Below are 16447 nucleotides of genomic sequence, written 5' to 3'. Positions count from 1 at the left end.
TCAGGGTTCTTGTCGGGGGTCTTGTCGGGGGTCTTCTCGGGGTTCATTCGGGTTCGATGCCGGCTTGCTTGATCACCCGGCCCCAGGCCTCGTACTCGGCCTGTTGAAAGCGGGCCAGGTCGGAGGCCGAACCAAAGGCCACCTCGTTGCCGGTCTGCTCGACAAACTGGCGCACGGCCGGGGCGGCCATGGCCTGGCGCAGCAGGTCGTTGATGCGGGCCACCACCGGTTGAGGTGTCTTGGCCGGGGCATACAGCGCATTCCAGTGATGCGCCTCGTAGCCCGGCAGGCCCGATTCGGCCAAGGTGGGCACCTCGGGCACCAGGCGCGATCGGCTGGGGCTGCTCACGCCCAGCGCCCGCAGCTTGCCGGCCTTGACCTGGGGCAGGCTGGTGGTGAGGTCGACAATCATCATGTCGACCTGGCCGGCCACCAGGTCCATCACGGCCAGGGGGTTGGCCTTGTAGGGCACGTGGTTGAGGCGCACCCCGGTCATGGCCTGGAACTGCTCCACCGCGATGCGCGCCGACGAACTGCCCGAGCTATAGTTGAGCTGCCCGGGTGATTTGCGCGCCAGCGCGATGAACTCGGCCACGGTGTTGGCCTTCACCGAAGGGTGCACCACCATCAGCATGTTGCCCTGGATCAACTGGGCCACCGGCGCAAAGTCGCGCAAGGGGTCGTAGGGCAGCTTCTTGTACAGGTGCGGGTTGGCGGCCTGGGTGGTGTTGGTGGTGATGAAGAGGGTGTACCCATCGGGCGCGGCCCGGGCCACGGCCTGGGCCGCGATGCCACCGAAGGCGCCGGCCTTGTTGTCCACCACCAGGGGCTGGCCGGTCAGGCGCGCCCATTCGGTGCCGATGGCGCGGGCCAGGCCATCGCTGGTGCTGCCCGGGCTGGAGCCCACCACCAGGGTGACCGGGCGGGCGGGGTAGGTCGCGGGCTGCGACCAGGCCAGCCCGGCCAAAGCCACCAGACCCAGGGTCATCAACGCGCAGCGGCGCAGAGGCCGTCGAACAATGCTCATGTCTTTGTCTCCGTCGTGAAATGCCTCAGCCGCTTCTCTGGCGGTCTTCGATGGCAAGGAACAGGGGTGGGGTGGGTTCAGGTGCTCAGGCTGTTGTCGGGGCGCTGGCCGGCCAGGGCCTGGGCCAGGCTGGCCAGCACCATCTCGCCCATGGCTGTGCGGGTCTCCCAGGTGGCGCTGGCGCGGTGCGCCTGCAAGGTGGTGTTGGGCAGGGCAAAGAGTTCGGGGGGCACATGGGGCTCGTCCACAAACACATCCAGGCCTGCGCCGGCGATGCGCCCGGCCTGCAGGGCGGCCACCAGATCGGCCTCGTTGACCAGCTTGCCGCGCGCAATGTTGATCAGGTAGCCGCCCGGGCCCAGGGCCTCCAGCACGTCGGCGTTGACGATGCCCTGGGCCTGGTCGGCCGCAGCACACAAAATCAAGGCGTCACTGCGCCGGGCCAGCTCGCGCAGGTCGGCCACGAAGTCATGCGGCACATCGGGCATGGCGCGCAGATCGGTGTAGGCCAGCGGGCAGCCAAAAGCGGCAGCACGCGTGGCCACAGCGCGGCCCACCCGGCCCATGCCCACGATGCCCACACGCATGCCGCTGAAGCGGCGCGCCAACGGGATGGCGCTGGGCTGGGGGTGCAGCGGCCACTGGCCGCCGCGCACAAAGCGGTCGCCCGCGCAGATGCCGCGGCAGGTGGCGATCAGCAAGCCGATGGCCAGGTCGGCCACGTCTTCGGTCAGCGCTCCCAGGGTGGCGGTCACGTGGATGCCGCGGCTGCGTGCATAGGCCAGGTCCACCGCATCGGTGCCCACGCCGTTGATGGCCACCACCTGCAGTGCGGGCAGGCGCGCCATCAGTTCGTTGCGGATGCCGGTGTGCCCGCCGCTGACCACGCCTCGGATGTGCGCGCCCTGTTCAGCCAGAAAGGCCTCGGGGTCGGCCTGTTCATAGAAGCGATGCACCTCGTAGAGCGCGTTGAGGCGCTCGTTGACCGAGGGGATCAGGATGGGGCTGAGCTGCAGCACATGGGGTTTCATCACGCGGGCTTTCGGGTCTTGGGGGTTCAGATCGGGTCGACGCCGGGCAGGTGCTCAGCCACGGCCCACGAAGGGCATCTGGCTGGCCATCACGGTCATGTTGAGCACATTGGCCGACAGGGGCAGGCTGGCCACATAGCGCACGGCATCGGCCACGTGCTGCACATCCAGCATGGGTTCGGGTGCGATGCTGCCGTTGGCCTGGCGCACGCCACGGGTCATGCGCTCGGACAACTCGGTGAGCGCATTGCCGATGTCGATCTGGCTGCACACGATGTTGAACTCGCGCCCATCGAGCGCAATGCTCTTGGTGAGGCCCAGCACCGCATGCTTGCTGGCGGTGTAGGGGCTGGTGAAGGGGCGTGGCGTGTGCGCCGAGATCGAGCCGTTGTTGATGATGCGGCCGCCCTGCGGGCTTTGCCGGCGCATCAGGCCGAAAGCGGCGCGGGCACACAGAAAGACGCCGGTCACATTGGTGTCGATCACGTCTTTCCAGCGCTCCAGGGGCAGCTCGTCCATGGGCACGGCCGGGGCGTTGATGCCGGCGTTGTTGAACACCACATCCACCCGGCCAAAGCGGGCTTCAACGTGCTCGAACAAGGCGGCCACGCTGGCCGGGTCGCGCACATCGGTGGGCACGGCCAGCGCGGTCTGGCCGGCGGCCTGGGCCGCCTGGGCCAGGGCGTTCAAGGGCTCGGGGCGGCGCCCGGTCAGAACGACGCTGAAGCCGTCCTGCAGCAGGGCCAGGGCCACCGCCCGGCCAATGCCGCTGCCGGCGCCCGTGACCACGGCCACGCGTTGAGAAGAGCTTGCTGGGTTGTCGGTGCTCATGGGAATCCTTGTCCGATGGGTGTTGAATGCAGGGTTGAAAAATGAAGAGCAGGCCCTCTTCAAGGCGGCTCCGAATGGCGTGACTTGCGGAACTGCGTGGGCGACATGCCCTGGGACTTGCGGAAGCAGCGCGAGAAATAGGCCTCGTCGGCAAAGCCGCAGGCCCAGGCGATGTGGCTGATGGCCTTGTCGCCCTGCAGCAACTGGGTGCAAGCCAGGCGCATGCGCCGCTCCAGCACCAGGTCGGTGAAGCTCAGGCCGGTTTCCTTGCGCAACAGGTGGGTGAGGTAGTTGGGCGACAGGAACGCCGCCGCCGCGGCCGCCTTCAGGTTGAGCCCGGGCTCGGCCAGATGGGCGCGGATGTATTTCTGCACCCGGCCCAGCGCGTCGCGGCGGCCCAGCCTCTGCACCTGGCTGCTGCCCAGTTGCTGCAGTGGTTGTTGGTACCGGCTGCACACGAGGCCGATCAACTGCAGCAGACAGCCCCGCAGTTGCAACTCAACACCCCATTCACGCTGGGCGGCCAGCGTCCGCATCCGGGTCAACAGCTGCATCAGCGCGGCAAAGGCGGCGTCATCGCTCAGCACGAAATCCAGGTGCTCCTGAAAGCGGAAAGGGGCCAGTTCCAGTGCCTCGCCCAGGGCGATGTCTTCCAGGTCCAGCGGGTCGCAGTGCAGGTGGGGCAGCAAAAAATCCTGGCTGAAATTGATCAGCACAAAGTGGCCCTGCGGCGGCTGTGGAATCCAGTGCAGCCGCTGCGGCAGCACAAAAGCCAGGGCACGTGGGGGCAAGGGCCGCACGACTGCCCCCAGGTGGTGGCAGGTCTCAGGCCCCAGGTTGATCTGGATCTGGAAGTACTCGTGCCGGTGCGGGCTGCTCGCCGTGGGCCCGTCGGCCTTGTCACGGATGTCGAAATCCAGTTGCGCGCTGCGCTGCGCCATGCCGAATGTGGGCGCGGGTGGTGGGGCTTCGGGTCGGGAGCGGCGGGGCATGGCTCAGCGGATTTTTCAGGTGGTGGGCGCAGCCACCGTGAGCTCGAACTGCCCCACACCGGCGATGCCACCGCTGATGCGGTCACCCGGCAGCAAGGGCCCCACACCGGCCGGCGTACCGGTGTAGATCAGGTCGCCCGGCTGCAGGGTGACCGACTGCGACAAGGCGCTGATCAGTTGCTCCACCGGGTGCAGCAGGTCCGCCAGATCGGCCTGCTGCCGGGGTACGCCGTTCACGCTGAGCCAGATCGCCCCCCGACGCGGGTGCCCCACCTCCGACACCGGCCGCAAGGGGGTGCAGGTGGCGCAGGCATCAAAAGCCTTGCTGCCCTCCCAGGGCCGGCCCGCGGCCTTGGCCGCGTGCTGCAGGTCGCGCCGCGTCAGGTCCAGCCCCACGCCGTAAGCCCATACATGGCCCAGCGCATCCTCGGGGGCAATCGAAAAGCCACCGCGCCCGATGGCCACCACCCATTCGATCTCATGGCAGAAATCGGCTGTGAGCGGTGGGTAGGGAATGCTGCCTTCGGCCAGGCACACCGCATCGGCCGGCTTCATGAAATAGAAGGGGGCCTCGGGCACCGCCCCGCCATCACCCGGCCAGGGGTAGTTGCGCCCGATGCAATACACCCGCCGCAGCGCAAACCGTGCCTCACACCCCTGCACCGGCAAGCTGGGCTGGGCCGGGCGGGCAAACACCAGGGAAGTCATGTCGTCTCCAAATGGGGCCGTTCATGGCGACGGCTTGGCAATGAGTGTCGTTGTCATCCCTGATGAATCCTTGGATAGAGCAGTCCTTCTGTTGGATTATTCAAGGCATCTTTGCATCTCAAACGTAGATGACAACGATACCATCATTTGCAAAAAGGACACTGAAGGCGGATTACGGGCGGACGCCTGGGGTCCAAAATAGGGGCTCGTGGCCTGAGGCGCCATGCCAACGCGGCGCCCCACCTGCCTGCGCGGCACCTCAAGCCGACGCCATGAAGCCCCAGAACAGGAACCCGTCGCCATGGAAATCAGGCAGATCGAAGCCTCCGAGTTGAACGCCTTGCTGGCCCTGTACCACCACCTGCACAGCGGTGACGATCCGCTGCCCGAGGCGCAGGTGGTGCAGACCGTGTGGCAGGAGCTGCTGAGCAACCCCCGCTATCGCTACTTCGGCGCCTATGTGGGCGGCCAGCTGGTGGCCAGTTGCAACCTCACGGTGATTCCCAACCTCACGCGGGGATGCCGGCCCTACGGGGTGATCGAGAACGTGGTGACCCACGCCGCGCACCGCCAGCACGGGCACGGCAAGGCCGTGCTCAGGCACGCGCTGGCACAGGCCTGGTCGGTGGGCTGCTACAAGGTCATGCTGCTCACGGGCCGCAAAGACCCGGTCACGCTGCGGTTCTATGAATCCGCCGGCTTCGACCCCCACGGCAAGCAGGCCTTCATCGCCAAACCGCCCGGCTGATGGTCCGAGGCCTTTGGCCAGCGCCGCCACATCGCCCGGTCATGGCTTCTGAATGGAGGCGTCCCTGAGCCAGAATGAGGCCCCACGCACGGGCCCATCGAAGGGGTCATCACGCGAAAAAAAAGGCCCGGCACGCACCACCATGCCCGCCCGCCACGGGGCTCAACGGGCTGCAGGACTCTGGGCGCCGGCCAGGAACAAGGTCTCGATCATGCCCGGCAGGCTGGCCCGCGCAATGCGCCCTCGCCGCTCGGCGTCCATCAGGCCGGAGAGCAAGGAGATCAGGCTTTCACTGAGCACGGCGGCGCCGATCTCGATGCGAAACAGGCCCTCGCGCTGGCCCCGGACGAAGAACTCGTCGAGCACCGAGAAGTAGTCCGTCCAGGTCGCTGCGGCGCGGGCGTCTTGCAAGGTGTCTGGCTTCCAGTAGTAAATCATGAAGGCCGCCAGCTCGCTGTGACGCAGTTGGCCCTCGATGAAGCGCCGCAAGGCATCCACGGTGGGCGCCTTGTCGAGCTCTGCCTCCTCCAGGGACCGATTCATCAGATAGGCGCCATGGGCCATCAGCCGATCGACGAGTTCTTCGCGGGTTCTGCTGAATCGGTAGAGCGTTGCCTTGCTGATGCCAATGGCTTGTGCAAGCTCCTGCAAGGTCGCTCGTGGCTTGTCGACCAAGGCAAGGGCTAGAGCGGCGAGAACACGCTCGTCTTCGGCATTCAAAGGGGTGCTGGTCATCAGTAGGGAATGCTTTCTTGCCTGCGCTCCAAAGCCTGGGCGCGTGGGGAGATGCACTTGTTGTTCGCCCATTCTAATTTCGGCCACCCGTGCGACAAAAGAATCCGACTCGCCTAGAATGAATCTTTTTTGATTCATTTGAATCTTTTTACACCCCCTCATTCGGCATCCAGAGCCCCCTCTCTGATGAACAAGTCCATGCTCCGCTTTTCAGAACGAACCGCTGCCTCGGTTTTCGCAACCGCCATCAGCACGCTGCTGGTCGCCTGCCAGCCCGGCGGATCGGTCACGCAGGCCGAACCTCAGCGGCCCACGGTCGAGGTCGTGAAAGTCGAGCTGCAGACCCTGCCTCTGGTGCAGGAGTTGCCCGGGCGCCTGGTCTCGACCCGGGTGGCCGAGGTGCGCGCCCGGGTGGCAGGGATTGTGCTGGCGCGTCATTTCCAGGAGGGGTCTGATGTCAGACCCGGCCAGTTGTTGTTCAGCATCGACCCCGCACCGTTCCGTATCGCCCTGAACCGGGCGCAAGCCGAGCTGGCCAAGGTCGAAGCCGCCCTGGCCGAGGCCGAGGCCGTGCTGCGCAGATACCAGCCCCTGGTCAAGGCCAATGCCATCAGCCAACAGGAATTCGATGCCGCTGCGACCGCCGTCAAGACCCAGCTGGCCAATCGCCTGGCCGCCAAGGCGGATGTCGAGTCGGCCCAGATCAATCTGGCGCACTGCGAGGTCAAGGCCCCGATCGCGGGGCGGATCGGTCGGGCCCTGGTCACGCAGGGCGCTCTGGTGGGACAGGGCGAAGCCACCGCGCTGGCCAACATCCAGCAATGGAGCCCGATCTATGTCGACTTTGTGCAGCCCGCCGCCGAAGTGGTGCGACTGCGCGAAGCCCAAGCCGGCCTGCCCAAAGGCCACACGCTGTTGCCAAAGCTGCAGATCAGGCTGGAAGGCTCAAACCGGGTTCATGAAGGCCGCCTGCTGTTCTCGGACATCACCGTCGACCCCAGCACCAGCCAGGTCTCCTTGCGCGGTGAATTCAACAATGCGGAGGGCCTGCTGATGCCGGGCATGTATGTGCGCGTGCTGATGACGCAGCGCCACGACACCCAGGCGGTCTTGCTGCCGCAGCGCGCTGTCAAGCCTGCTGCCGAGGGCCCCTCCCTGGTCCAGGTGGTCGGGGCCGATGACAAGGTGGAGGCCCGCGCCGTGCAGACAGGCGCCATGTATGGCGCGAACTGGCACATCGCCCAGGGGTTGCGCTCCGGCGAGCGGGTGATCGTGGGGGGGCAGCAAGTTCGCCCAGGCGACCTGGTCAGCGTCAAACCCTCTTCGGTTCCCACAGCAGGGCCAGCCGCCCAGCGTTGAGCCACCGACCCTTGTCCGAACCTGAGAACCCCCGAGATGTCTGCATTCTTCATTGGCCGCCCCAACCTGGCCTGGGTCGTCGCCATTTTCATCACCCTGGCGGGCCTGCTGGCGATCCCTTCGCTACCGGTCTCGCAGTTCCCGGTGGTGGCACCGCCCCAGATCACCGTGACGGCCACCTACCCTGGTGCCTCGGCCAGCACCGTGGTCAGCTCAGTCACCAGCATCCTGGAAGAGGAAATCAACGGCGCGCGTGGGCTGTTGTACTTCGACTCGTCCAGCTCCAACAGCTCGGCGGAGATCACCGCCACCTTCAAGCCCGGCACGGATCCGGCGCTGGCCCAGGTGGACGTGCAGAACCGCCTGAAGAAGGCCGAGGCCCGCCTGCCCACGGCCGTGACGCGGCAGGGCCTGCAAGTGGAGCAGGCCAACGCCAGCTTCCTGCTCATCTACGCCCTCAACTTCAAGGGCGATGACGAAGGCCAAGACGTGGTCGCGCTGGCAGACTACGCGGCACGCACCCTGAACAACGAGATTCGGCGCATTCCAGGCGTGGGCAAGCTGCAGTTGTTCGGGTCCGAAGCGGCCATGCGGGTCTGGGTGTCGCCGCAGAAGCTGCTGGGCTATGGCCTTTCGGTTGCCGACGTGAACAACGCCATTGCCGCGCAGAACGTGCAGGTGCCGGCAGGCAGCTTCGGCAGCCGGCCCGGCACGGTGGAGCAGGAACTGAGCGCCACGCTGGCCGTCAAGGGGATGCTGGAATCGCCCGAGGAGTTCGGCCGCATCGTGCTGCGGGCCAACCGGGACGGCTCCGCGGTCAGGCTGTCGGATGTCGCCAGGCTGGAGATCGGGCGCCAGGACTACAGCTCCGAGAGCCGGCAAAACGGCAAGAAAGCGGTGGCCGTGGCTGTCCAGCTGGCCCCGGGAGCCAACGCCATCCAGACGGCCGATGCCGTCAAGGCCCGCCTGCAGGAGCTGGCGGCCAACATGCCGACGGACATGGAGTACTCGATCGCCTACGACACCTCCTTGTTTGTCAAAGTGGCCATCCAGAAGGTCATCCAGACCTTGCTGGAGGCAGTGGTCCTGGTGTTTCTGGTGATGTTCCTGTTCTTGCAGAACGTGCGCTATACCTTGATCCCCACCGTCGTGGTGCCCGTGTGCCTGATGGGTACTTTTGCCGTGATGTGGGGCCTGGGCTTTTCGGTCAACATGATGACCATGTTCGGTCTGGTGCTGGCCATCGGCATCCTGGTGGACGACGCCATCGTGGTGGTGGAGAACGTCGAGCGACTCATGGCCGAAGAAGGCCTGTCGCCCCAGGACGCCACCCGCAAGGCCATGACCCAGGTGAGCGGCGCCATTGTCGGCATCACCCTGGTGCTGGTGGCGGTGTTCCTGCCCCTGGCGTTCATGTCCGGCTCGGTGGGGGTGATCTATCGCCAGTTCTCCTTGTCCCTGGCCGTGTCGATCCTGTTCTCGGGGTTTCTGGCCCTCACACTCACGCCGGCTTTGTGCGCCACCTTGCTCAAGCCGCCAGCACCCGCAGGTCACACCGATCAGCGTGGGTTCTTTGGCGGGTTCAACCGTGCCTTCGGCGGCCTGACGGGTCGCTTCGAAAGGCTCAACAGCCGTTTGCTGCGCCGAACCGGTCGCGCCATGGGCGTGTACCTGCTGGCCCTCGGGCTGCTGGGCTGGCTTTACCTGCGGGTGCCGGAGTCGTTTGTGCCGGCTGAAGACCAGGGCTACTGGATGGTCGATGTGCAACTGCCCCCCGGGGCCACCTACCCCCGGACCGAGACCCTGGTGAAGCAAGTCGATCAGTACCTGATGTCGCGCGAAGGCATGGACTCGGCCTTCAGCATCCTGGGTTTCAGCTTCTCAGGCATGGGGCAGAACGCGGCCTTGGGCTTCCCCAGCCTCAAGGACTGGTCGCAACGCAGCAAAGGCCAGACCGTCGAGAGCGAGGTGACGGCCTTCAATCAACGCTTTGGACAGCTGCCCGACGGAACCGCCATGGCGGTGATGCCGCCACCGATCGACGGGCTGGGCAATGCCGGCGGATTTGCCTTGCGCCTGCAAGATCGGGGCGGGCTGGGTCGTGCCGCGCTGACCCAGGCCCGCGACACCTTGCTGCAGCAAGCCAGTGCCTCCCCGGTGCTGGCCTACGCCATGATGGAAGGCCTGCAGGACGCGCCCCAGCTGCGCCTGGACGTCGACCGCGCCAAGGCGGAGGCCCTGGGCGTCGGCTTCGAGAGCATTGCCACCACCCTCTCCACCGCGTTCGGCTCGGCGCTGGTGAATGACTTTGCCAACGCCGGGCGCCTGCAGCGCGTGGTGGTGCAAGCCGACGCCCAGGAGCGCATGACCCCTGAGAGCCTCCTGGCCTTGCATGTGCCAGGCCGGGCCGGCGCACAGGTGCCGCTGAGCGCCTTTGTGAGGGCAGAGTGGGAAACCGGGCCCGTGCAGATCTCGCGCTACAACGGCTACCCGGCCTACCGCATCATGGGCGACGCCGCCCCAGGGCACAGCACCGGCGAGGCCATGGCCGCCATCGAGCGCATCCTGTCGACCCTGCCCAAGGGCATCGGCTATGAGTGGACAGGGCTGTCCTACCAAGAGCGCTTTGCGGGGCAGCAAGCGCCATTTCTGTTTGCGCTGGCCATCGTGGTGGTCTTCCTGTTGCTGGTCGCCTTGTATGAGAGCTGGGCCTTGCCTGCCTCGGTGATGCTGATCGTGCCGCTGGGTGCCTTGGGATCGGTGTTGGCGGTGTCCGCTTTGGGCCTGGCCAACGATGTCTACTTCAAGGTGGGCCTGATCACCATCATCGGACTGGCCGCCAAGAACGCCATCCTGATCGTCGAGTTTGCCAAGGCCTTGCACGAGCAAGGGCACACGCTGGTGGACGCTGCCAGGCTGGCCGCCCGGCTGCGCTTTCGGCCCATTGTCATGACGTCGCTGGCCTTCATTCTGGGCGTGTTGCCGCTGGCATTGGCCCACGGCGCGGGCGCCGCCAGCCAGCGCTCGCTCGGTACCGGGGTGGTCGGAGGCATGCTCAGCGCCACCTTGCTGGGCGTGGTGTTTGCACCGATCTTCTTTGTCTGGGTGCAGACGCTGTTCAAGCGCAACGCCCCAGCCGACAGCAAGGAGCCCGTCATGACAGCCCCTCAAGACCACGGAAAGTCCTCATGAACACCCGAGCATGACGATCCACAGCCCGCGCAGGGGGCAGGTTCAGCGGCTCTTTTGATGCGAGTCAATGCGGCCAGCAGCAGCTGTGGCTAAGCTCAAGACTGCTGGATGGGTCGGCATTGGGGCGGCATGCTGCGACCCGAACAAGGCATGAACCCGCAGGGGAATCTGGCGTATTTTCTTTGCCAGGGTCTCTCATGAAATTTCGCAACATTGCCCGCTTGGCCAGGGTTCTCGCCTGGGTACTCGCCTCGGCGGGCGCGGCACTGCCACTGGGCCAGTCGGCCGGTGCCAACCCACCTGATCGGCTGCAACGCATCGCCAGCAGCCACACACTGCGCGTGTGCATCTGGCCCGATTACTACGGCATCTCGTTTCGCAACCCCAAGACCCAGCAGCTCACGGGCATCGACATCGACAATGCGCGCGAGGTGGCCGTGGCCCTGGGGGCCACGGCCCAGTTTGTCGACAGCTCGTTTGCGACGCTGATCGACGATCTGCACAACGACCGCTGTGACATCGCCATGTTTGCCATCGGCATCACACCTCAGCGCCAGGCCAAGCTGCGCTTCACCCAGCCGCACCTGGCCAGCGACATCTACGCCATCACCACCAAGAGCAACCGCCGCATTCAACGCTGGGACGACATCGACCGTCCTGGCTCGGTGGTGGTCGTGGCCAAAGGCACCCTGCATGAAAGCGTGATGAAGGAACGCCTCAAGGCGGCCGAACTGCGCGTGGTGGACACGCCGGCCGCGCGCGAGCAAGAGGTGCAATCGGGCCGGGCCGATGTCTTCATGACCGATTTTCCGTTCAGCCGCCGCATGCTCGACTTCAACGACTGGGCCCGCCTGATCTCACCCCCTGAGACCTACCACATCACCCCCTACGCCTGGGCCATGGCCCCCGGCGAGACCGCCCTGCAGGCCCGGGTCGATCAGATCCTGGCGGCCATGAAACGCGACGGTCGCCTGATGGCCCATGCACACCGTTATGGGCTGGCCCCCATCGTGGCACGCTAGGTCGGCCACCGTGGCAAACACGCACAGGGCGTCGCCCACCTCACCAGCCCAGCCAGTCTCCACGGCCGTTCGCAAGGGATCCTTGCTGGCGGCCCTGTTGCTGGTGCTGCTGTTCGGCTGGCTGGCCGCGCTCGGAGGCTTTCTCTGGAAGTCGCGCGACGACGCGCTCGGCAACGCCCGACAGACCGCCGAAATCCACGCCCGCAACTTCGAAGAGCACCTGACGCAAACCCTGCAGATCGTGGATTTCAGTGCCCATGGCCTGAACATGCCCAAGGCGGGCGAACCGATCACACCGCGCCTGCTCGACCTGCTGCGCCCTTCGCCCTCGCTGCGTTCGCTGTCCGTGCTCGATGATCAAGGCCGGGTCGTGGCGAGTACCGATGCGGCCAATCTGGGCATCCTGGTCGACCTCGCAAGCTACTTTCCCTCGGCAACGATCGAGGCGGATGTGCTGCGCATCGGCATGCCCCAGACCGGGCGCGACCTGCACTCGGCGGAGCGCCTGGTGGCGCCGCAGGGCATCGCGCCCGATGCGCCGAGTTTTGTGCCCGCTCTCAAGCGCCTGGTCGGCGACCCGCAGCGCCGCTGGCTGCTGGCCAGCCTGAACCCCGACTACTTTCTGGACCACGCCACCCACCTCTTGCCCGAGCACCTGGGCCATGTGCAGTGGCTGCGCTACGACGATGTGCTGCTGATGTCGTCCAGCCTGCAAGAGCGCGCCGGCACCCACGAGGCGGCCGGCCGGGTGGCCAGCCTGCTCAACAGCCGCGAGCAAGGCACCCTGCAGCAGACACTGCCCGAAGGGCAAGCCGTGCTGACCTCCTACCGGGCCTCCAGCCGTTACCCGGTGGTGCTGGCGGTGCACTTGCACGAGCAGGCGATGCTGGCCCCCTGGGCCCGGCAGACCCGCCAGGTCCTGAGCGTGGCCTTGCCCGCCCTGCTGGCCCTGCTGGGTGCCGGTGGCGCCCTGGTGTGGCGCCAACGCCGCCTGGACCACAAGACGGCCGAGCTGGCCGAGCAGCGGCGCCTGGCCGCCAGCGTGTTCGAGAGCAGCCTGGACGCCATCATCGTCACCGACGCCCAGGCGCAGGTGCTGTCGGTCAACTCATCCTTTGAGCGCGTCACGGGCTACAGCGCGGCCGACATCCTCGGTCAAACGCCGCGGCTGATGGCGTCGGGTCTGCACGACACCGCCTTCTATGCCGCACTGTGGCACGAGGTGATCACGGTGGGCCGCTGGCAGGGCGAGATCATCAACCGCCACAAGTCCGGTCACCTCTACACCGCCCTGCTGCGCATCCATGCCGTGCTGGACGACACCGGGCAGTTGTGCCACTACGCCGGCCTGATCACCGACATCAGCGAGCGCAAGGCCGCAGAAGAGCGGCTGCAACTGGCCGCGAGCGTGTTCACCCATGCCAACGAAGCCATCATGATCACCACGCCCGAGGCCGATCTGGTGGAGGTCAACGAAGCCTTTGAGCGCATCACCGGCTACCGTCGCGCCGAAGTGCTGGGCCGCAATGCCAGCCTGCTCAACTCGGGGCATCAGGGCCCGGCCTTCTACACCCGGCTGTGGGAGTCGCTGCACGAGGAAGGCCGCTGGACGGGCGAGATCTGGAACCGACGCAAATCGGGCGAAGTGTTTGCCGAGATGCTGACCATCAATGCCGTGCGGGGCGCCGAGGGCCAGGTGCTGCGCTATGTGGCCCTGTTCTCCGACATCTCGACCCAGAAGCAGCACGAAATGCGGCTGGAGCACATCGCCCACTACGACGCCCTCACCGGTTTGCCCAACCGCGTGCTGCTGTCGGAGCGGCTCAATGCCGCCTTGCCCGAGGCCCGGCTGCAGGCCCAGCCCCTGGCCCTGGTATTCCTCGATCTCGATGGCTTCAAGGCCGTGAATGACCGCCATGGGCACGACAAAGGCGACAAGCTGCTGCAGACCCTGGCCGAGCGCCTGCAGAGCGCGCTGCGCGAGGGCGACACGCTGGCCCGCCTGGGGGGTGATGAATTCGTGGCCGTGCTGGCCGGCCTGCACCGCGAGGAAGACGCGTTGCCGGTGCTGGAGCGTCTGCGCGCCAGCGCCTCGCAAGCCATCCGTATCGACGGCATCGATCTGGAAGTGTCGGCCAGCCTGGGGGTGACTTTCTACCCCCAACCCAGCGAAGTCGATGCAGACCAGTTGTTGCGCCAGGCCGATCAGGCCATGTACCAGGCCAAGCTGGCCGGGCGCAACCGCTACCAGATCTTCGACGCCGAACACGACAGCCTGATGCAAGACCAGCACAAGGCGCTGGCCGCCATCCATGAAGGCCTGCAAAGCGATGCCTTCGAGCTGTTCTACCAGCCCAAGGTCAACCTGCGCACGGGGGCCCTGGGTGGGCTGGAGGCCTTGCTGCGCTGGCGCCACCCCCAACAGGGCCTGTTGCTGCCGGGCGCCTTCCTGCAACCGCTGCAGGGCAACCCCCTGCTGGCCAGCGTGGGCGAGTGGGTGCTGGACAAGGCCTTGGCGCAACGCGAGCGCTGGAAGGCCCAGGGCCTGGACATCCCGATCAGCGTCAACATCGATGCGACCCACCTGCAGCAGCCCGACTTCATGGCCCGCCTGCGCAGCACCCTGGCCCGCCACAGCCCGCTGCAAGCCGGCGACCTGGAGCTGGAGATCCTAGAGACCAGCGCCCTTGAGGACATCGGCACGGTCTCACGCCTGATGCGCGAGTGCCGCGACATCGGCATCGGCTTCGCCCTCGACGACTTCGGCACCGGCTACGCTTCGCTGACCTACCTGCGCCGCCTGCCGGCCAGCCTGATCAAGATCGACCAGAGCTTTGTGCGCAACATGCTGGAAGACCCCGAAGACCTGGCCATCCTGAAAGGCGTGCTGGACCTGGCGACCGCCTTCCGCCGCAAGGTGGTGGCCGAGGGCGTCGAATCCCTGGCCCACGGTCTGGCCCTGCTGGAGTTGGGCTGCGAGTGGGGCCAGGGCTTTGCCATCGCACCGCCCATGCCCGCTGAGCAGGTGGCCGGCTGGGTGGCGACCTGGCGGCCGGACGCGCGTTGGACGGAGGCCCGACAGGAGCTGGAAGAGGTCCTCGAGGCCTGAGCGCCGAGCAGGCCATGGCGGCGCCTGCATCGCAGACACAGGGCGTCCGACACAGGGCGTCTGACGCAGGCGGTGCCGGCAGGCATGGGACGCACCTGAACGCAATGGATCGCTCGGTTGAGCCTGATCCCTGGCCCATGCCCCGAGCCTCACGCCCCGGCCTTCGTCAAGAGCCCGGTGCTTGCCCGGGCGCCAGCCCGGCCTGGACTTGGCGCAGCGCCACGCTCAGGCGTTGCACGCCTTCGCGGATCTGCACTTCGTCCAGCAGCGCATACCCCATGACGAGCCCCGCAGGCCGTGGCCGACCAGGCCCCCCTGAACCCGGATGGAACAAGGGGCCGATCGGATGGACGCGGACACCCAGATCACGCGCAGCCTCGGCCAGAGCCCCCTCTGCAGTCGATGGCAGTGACCGGCACCACACCACCACATGCAGGCCGCTGGCGGCGCCCTGGATGTCCACACCATCGCCCAGGTACAGCGTCAGTGCTTGGGTCAGGGCGCGTTGACGCGCCAGTTGCAGGCGTCGGATGCGGCGCACATGCCGGGCATAACTGCCGTCCTCCAACAGCACGGCCAGGGCGCGCTGCACCCCGGATGCCGAATGGCGATCACTGAGTCGTTTGGCCGTGGCAAAGGCATCCACCAGGCCGGGCGGCAGCACCATGTAACCCAGACGCAGTCGGGGCGACAAGGTCTTCGAAAAAGTGCCCACGTGAATCACGCGCTCGCTGCGATCCAATGACTGCAGCGTCTCCTCCGGGCCCACCGAGAAGCGGTACTCGCTGTCGTAATCGTCCTCGACGACCCAGGCCCCTGTTTCGTTGGCCCAGGCCAGCAATGCCCTTCTGCGGGCCAGGGACAGGAAGGAGCCCAGCGGAAACTGATGGGTGGGCGTGACGAACGCCATCTGGGCCGGGCCCAGCGCTGCCAGTTGATCGGTCTTCAAGCCGTGCTCGTCGACATCGATACAAGCCAGGCTCGCCCCATAGGCGGCGAAGGCCTGATGGGCCGCCAGGTAGCCCGGGTTTTCCACAACCACGCGATCGCCCGGGTCCAGCAGCAGACGGGCGCACAAGTCCAGGGCTTGCTGCGATCCGTTGACGATGAGGATCTGCTCCAGCGAGCACACCAGGCCACGTGTCTGGCTCAGGTGGGCATGCAGTGCCCTTCTCAGCAAGAGGTTGCCGCGCGGGTCGTCGTATTCAAGGCGCTGAACCCGCTGACGCTCTGCCTGGCGCATGGCCTTGCTCCAGACCAAGATCGGAAAGTCGGCGCCGGACAACGGTCCGTAGATGAAATCGATCTCGCCCGGCACGGTGGGGCGCACATCGCGCGGACCGAAAGCGGCCACCCGCCGTCCGATGGCAGAAAGCCGCCCTGCGGGCTGGCTGACCACGGCGCCCTGGTCAGGGGAGGACCGTGGGCTGGCAGCCGGGCCGGCCGCCATGGCGCCCGAAGCCACACGGCTGCTGGCACCGGATCGTGTTTCGATGAAGCCATCTGCGGCCAGTTGCTCATAGACCAGCGTGACCGTGGCCCGGGACAGGCTGCGCTCCGCCGCCAGCGCACGGGTGGAGGGCAAGGCCATGCCTGGGGCAAAGGTGCCGTCGCCGATGCGGGCACGGATCTCTTCATACAGCGCGCGGCTGCGGCTGGTGCGGGCATTCGGCGGGGTTCTCACAGCATGACT

12 protein-coding genes are annotated in these 16447 nt (G+C 66.6%); 5 read left to right on the top strand and 7 right to left on the bottom strand.

Features of this window, described 5'->3' with window-relative positions:
• Positions 1-43 precede the first annotated feature (43 nt).
• The 5 genes from L880_RS0101600 to L880_RS0101580 form a co-directional block, all read right to left on the bottom strand.
• Positions 44-1027, bottom strand: coding sequence for a Bug family tripartite tricarboxylate transporter substrate binding protein (locus L880_RS0101600; RefSeq protein WP_051442950.1), 984 nt, complete (start codon positions 1025-1027; stop codon positions 44-46).
• Positions 1028-1104: 77 nt separating this feature from the next.
• Positions 1105-2058 carry a 2-hydroxyacid dehydrogenase gene (locus L880_RS0101595; RefSeq protein WP_027474169.1) on the bottom strand — a complete coding sequence of 318 codons (954 nt, stop codon included), beginning with the start codon at positions 2056-2058 and terminating at the stop codon, positions 1105-1107.
• Between the two features lie 54 nt (positions 2059-2112).
• Positions 2113-2889, bottom strand: a complete 777-nt coding sequence (locus tag L880_RS0101590; protein ID WP_027474168.1) for an SDR family oxidoreductase — start codon at positions 2887-2889, stop codon at positions 2113-2115.
• A gap of 59 nt (positions 2890-2948) precedes the next feature.
• Positions 2949-3881, bottom strand: a complete 933-nt coding sequence (locus L880_RS0101585; RefSeq protein ID WP_245614865.1) for a helix-turn-helix transcriptional regulator — start codon at positions 3879-3881, stop codon at positions 2949-2951.
• Between the two features lie 15 nt (positions 3882-3896).
• A complete protein-coding gene (locus tag L880_RS0101580) occupies positions 3897-4589 on the bottom strand; it encodes a fumarylacetoacetate hydrolase family protein (protein ID WP_027474166.1) in 693 nt (230 codons plus the stop codon).
• A gap of 301 nt (positions 4590-4890) precedes the next feature.
• On the opposite strand from L880_RS0101580, the gene L880_RS0101575 reads away from it, so the two are divergent.
• A complete protein-coding gene (locus L880_RS0101575; protein WP_027474165.1) occupies positions 4891-5337 on the top strand; it encodes a GNAT family N-acetyltransferase in 447 nt (148 codons plus the stop codon).
• Positions 5338-5499: 162 nt separating this feature from the next.
• On the opposite strand, the gene L880_RS0101570 is transcribed toward L880_RS0101575, so the two are convergent.
• Positions 5500-6072 (bottom strand): TetR/AcrR family transcriptional regulator, encoded by a 573-nt coding sequence (locus tag L880_RS0101570; protein WP_027474164.1) that lies wholly within the window; start codon positions 6070-6072, stop codon positions 5500-5502.
• Between the two features lie 198 nt (positions 6073-6270).
• On the opposite strand from L880_RS0101570, the gene L880_RS0101565 reads away from it, so the two are divergent.
• The 4 genes from L880_RS0101565 (at position 6271) to L880_RS34115 (ending at position 14754) form a co-directional block, all read left to right on the top strand.
• Positions 6271-7431 (top strand): efflux RND transporter periplasmic adaptor subunit, encoded by a 1161-nt coding sequence (locus L880_RS0101565; RefSeq protein ID WP_043328073.1) that lies wholly within the window; start codon positions 6271-6273, stop codon positions 7429-7431.
• A gap of 36 nt (positions 7432-7467) precedes the next feature.
• A complete protein-coding gene (locus L880_RS0101560; protein WP_027474162.1) occupies positions 7468-10623 on the top strand; it encodes a multidrug efflux RND transporter permease subunit in 3156 nt (1051 codons plus the stop codon).
• A gap of 197 nt (positions 10624-10820) precedes the next feature.
• The gene (locus L880_RS0101555) at positions 10821-11645 is read left to right on the top strand and encodes an ABC transporter substrate-binding protein (RefSeq protein ID WP_027474161.1); all 825 of its coding nucleotides are present in this window, start codon (positions 10821-10823) and stop codon (positions 11643-11645) included.
• An 82-nt stretch (positions 11646-11727) separates the two neighbouring features.
• Positions 11728-14754 (top strand): bifunctional diguanylate cyclase/phosphodiesterase, encoded by a 3027-nt coding sequence (locus L880_RS34115; RefSeq protein ID WP_051442949.1) that lies wholly within the window; start codon positions 11728-11730, stop codon positions 14752-14754.
• 166 nt (positions 14755-14920) lie between these two features.
• On the opposite strand, the gene pdxR is transcribed toward L880_RS34115, so the two are convergent.
• Positions 14921-16438, bottom strand: coding sequence for a MocR-like pyridoxine biosynthesis transcription factor PdxR (pdxR, locus tag L880_RS31260; protein WP_043328069.1), 1518 nt, complete (start codon positions 16436-16438; stop codon positions 14921-14923).
• Positions 16439-16447: the final 9 nt, after the last annotated feature.

Source organism: Curvibacter gracilis ATCC BAA-807, from assembly GCF_000518645.1.
Lineage (GTDB): Bacteria > Pseudomonadota > Gammaproteobacteria > Burkholderiales > Burkholderiaceae_C > Curvibacter > Curvibacter gracilis.
The sequence above is the reverse complement of the archived record's forward strand: the minus strand, read 5'-3'. Positions and strand labels throughout refer to the sequence as shown.

Bases quoted from the DNA above. Each gene is read 5' to 3' on its own strand.
- L880_RS0101600 (WP_051442950.1), bottom strand. From the start codon at position 1,027: ATGAGCATTGTTCGACGGCCTCTGCGCCGCTGCGCGTTGATGACCCTG.
- L880_RS0101560 (WP_027474162.1), top strand. From the start codon at position 7,468: ATGTCTGCATTCTTCATTGGCCGCCCCAACCTGGCCTGGGTCGTCGCC.
- L880_RS0101590 (WP_027474168.1), bottom strand. From the start codon at position 2,889: ATGAGCACCGACAACCCAGCAAGCTCTTCTCAACGCGTGGCCGTGGTC.
- L880_RS0101555 (WP_027474161.1), top strand. From the start codon at position 10,821: ATGAAATTTCGCAACATTGCCCGCTTGGCCAGGGTTCTCGCCTGGGTA.
- L880_RS0101575 (WP_027474165.1), top strand. From the start codon at position 4,891: ATGGAAATCAGGCAGATCGAAGCCTCCGAGTTGAACGCCTTGCTGGCC.
- L880_RS0101585 (WP_245614865.1), bottom strand. From the start codon at position 3,881: ATGCCCCGCCGCTCCCGACCCGAAGCCCCACCACCCGCGCCCACATTC.
- L880_RS0101580 (WP_027474166.1), bottom strand. From the start codon at position 4,589: ATGACTTCCCTGGTGTTTGCCCGCCCGGCCCAGCCCAGCTTGCCGGTG.
- L880_RS0101570 (WP_027474164.1), bottom strand. From the start codon at position 6,072: ATGACCAGCACCCCTTTGAATGCCGAAGACGAGCGTGTTCTCGCCGCT.
- L880_RS0101595 (WP_027474169.1), bottom strand. From the start codon at position 2,058: ATGAAACCCCATGTGCTGCAGCTCAGCCCCATCCTGATCCCCTCGGTC.
- L880_RS0101565 (WP_043328073.1), top strand. From the start codon at position 6,271: ATGCTCCGCTTTTCAGAACGAACCGCTGCCTCGGTTTTCGCAACCGCC.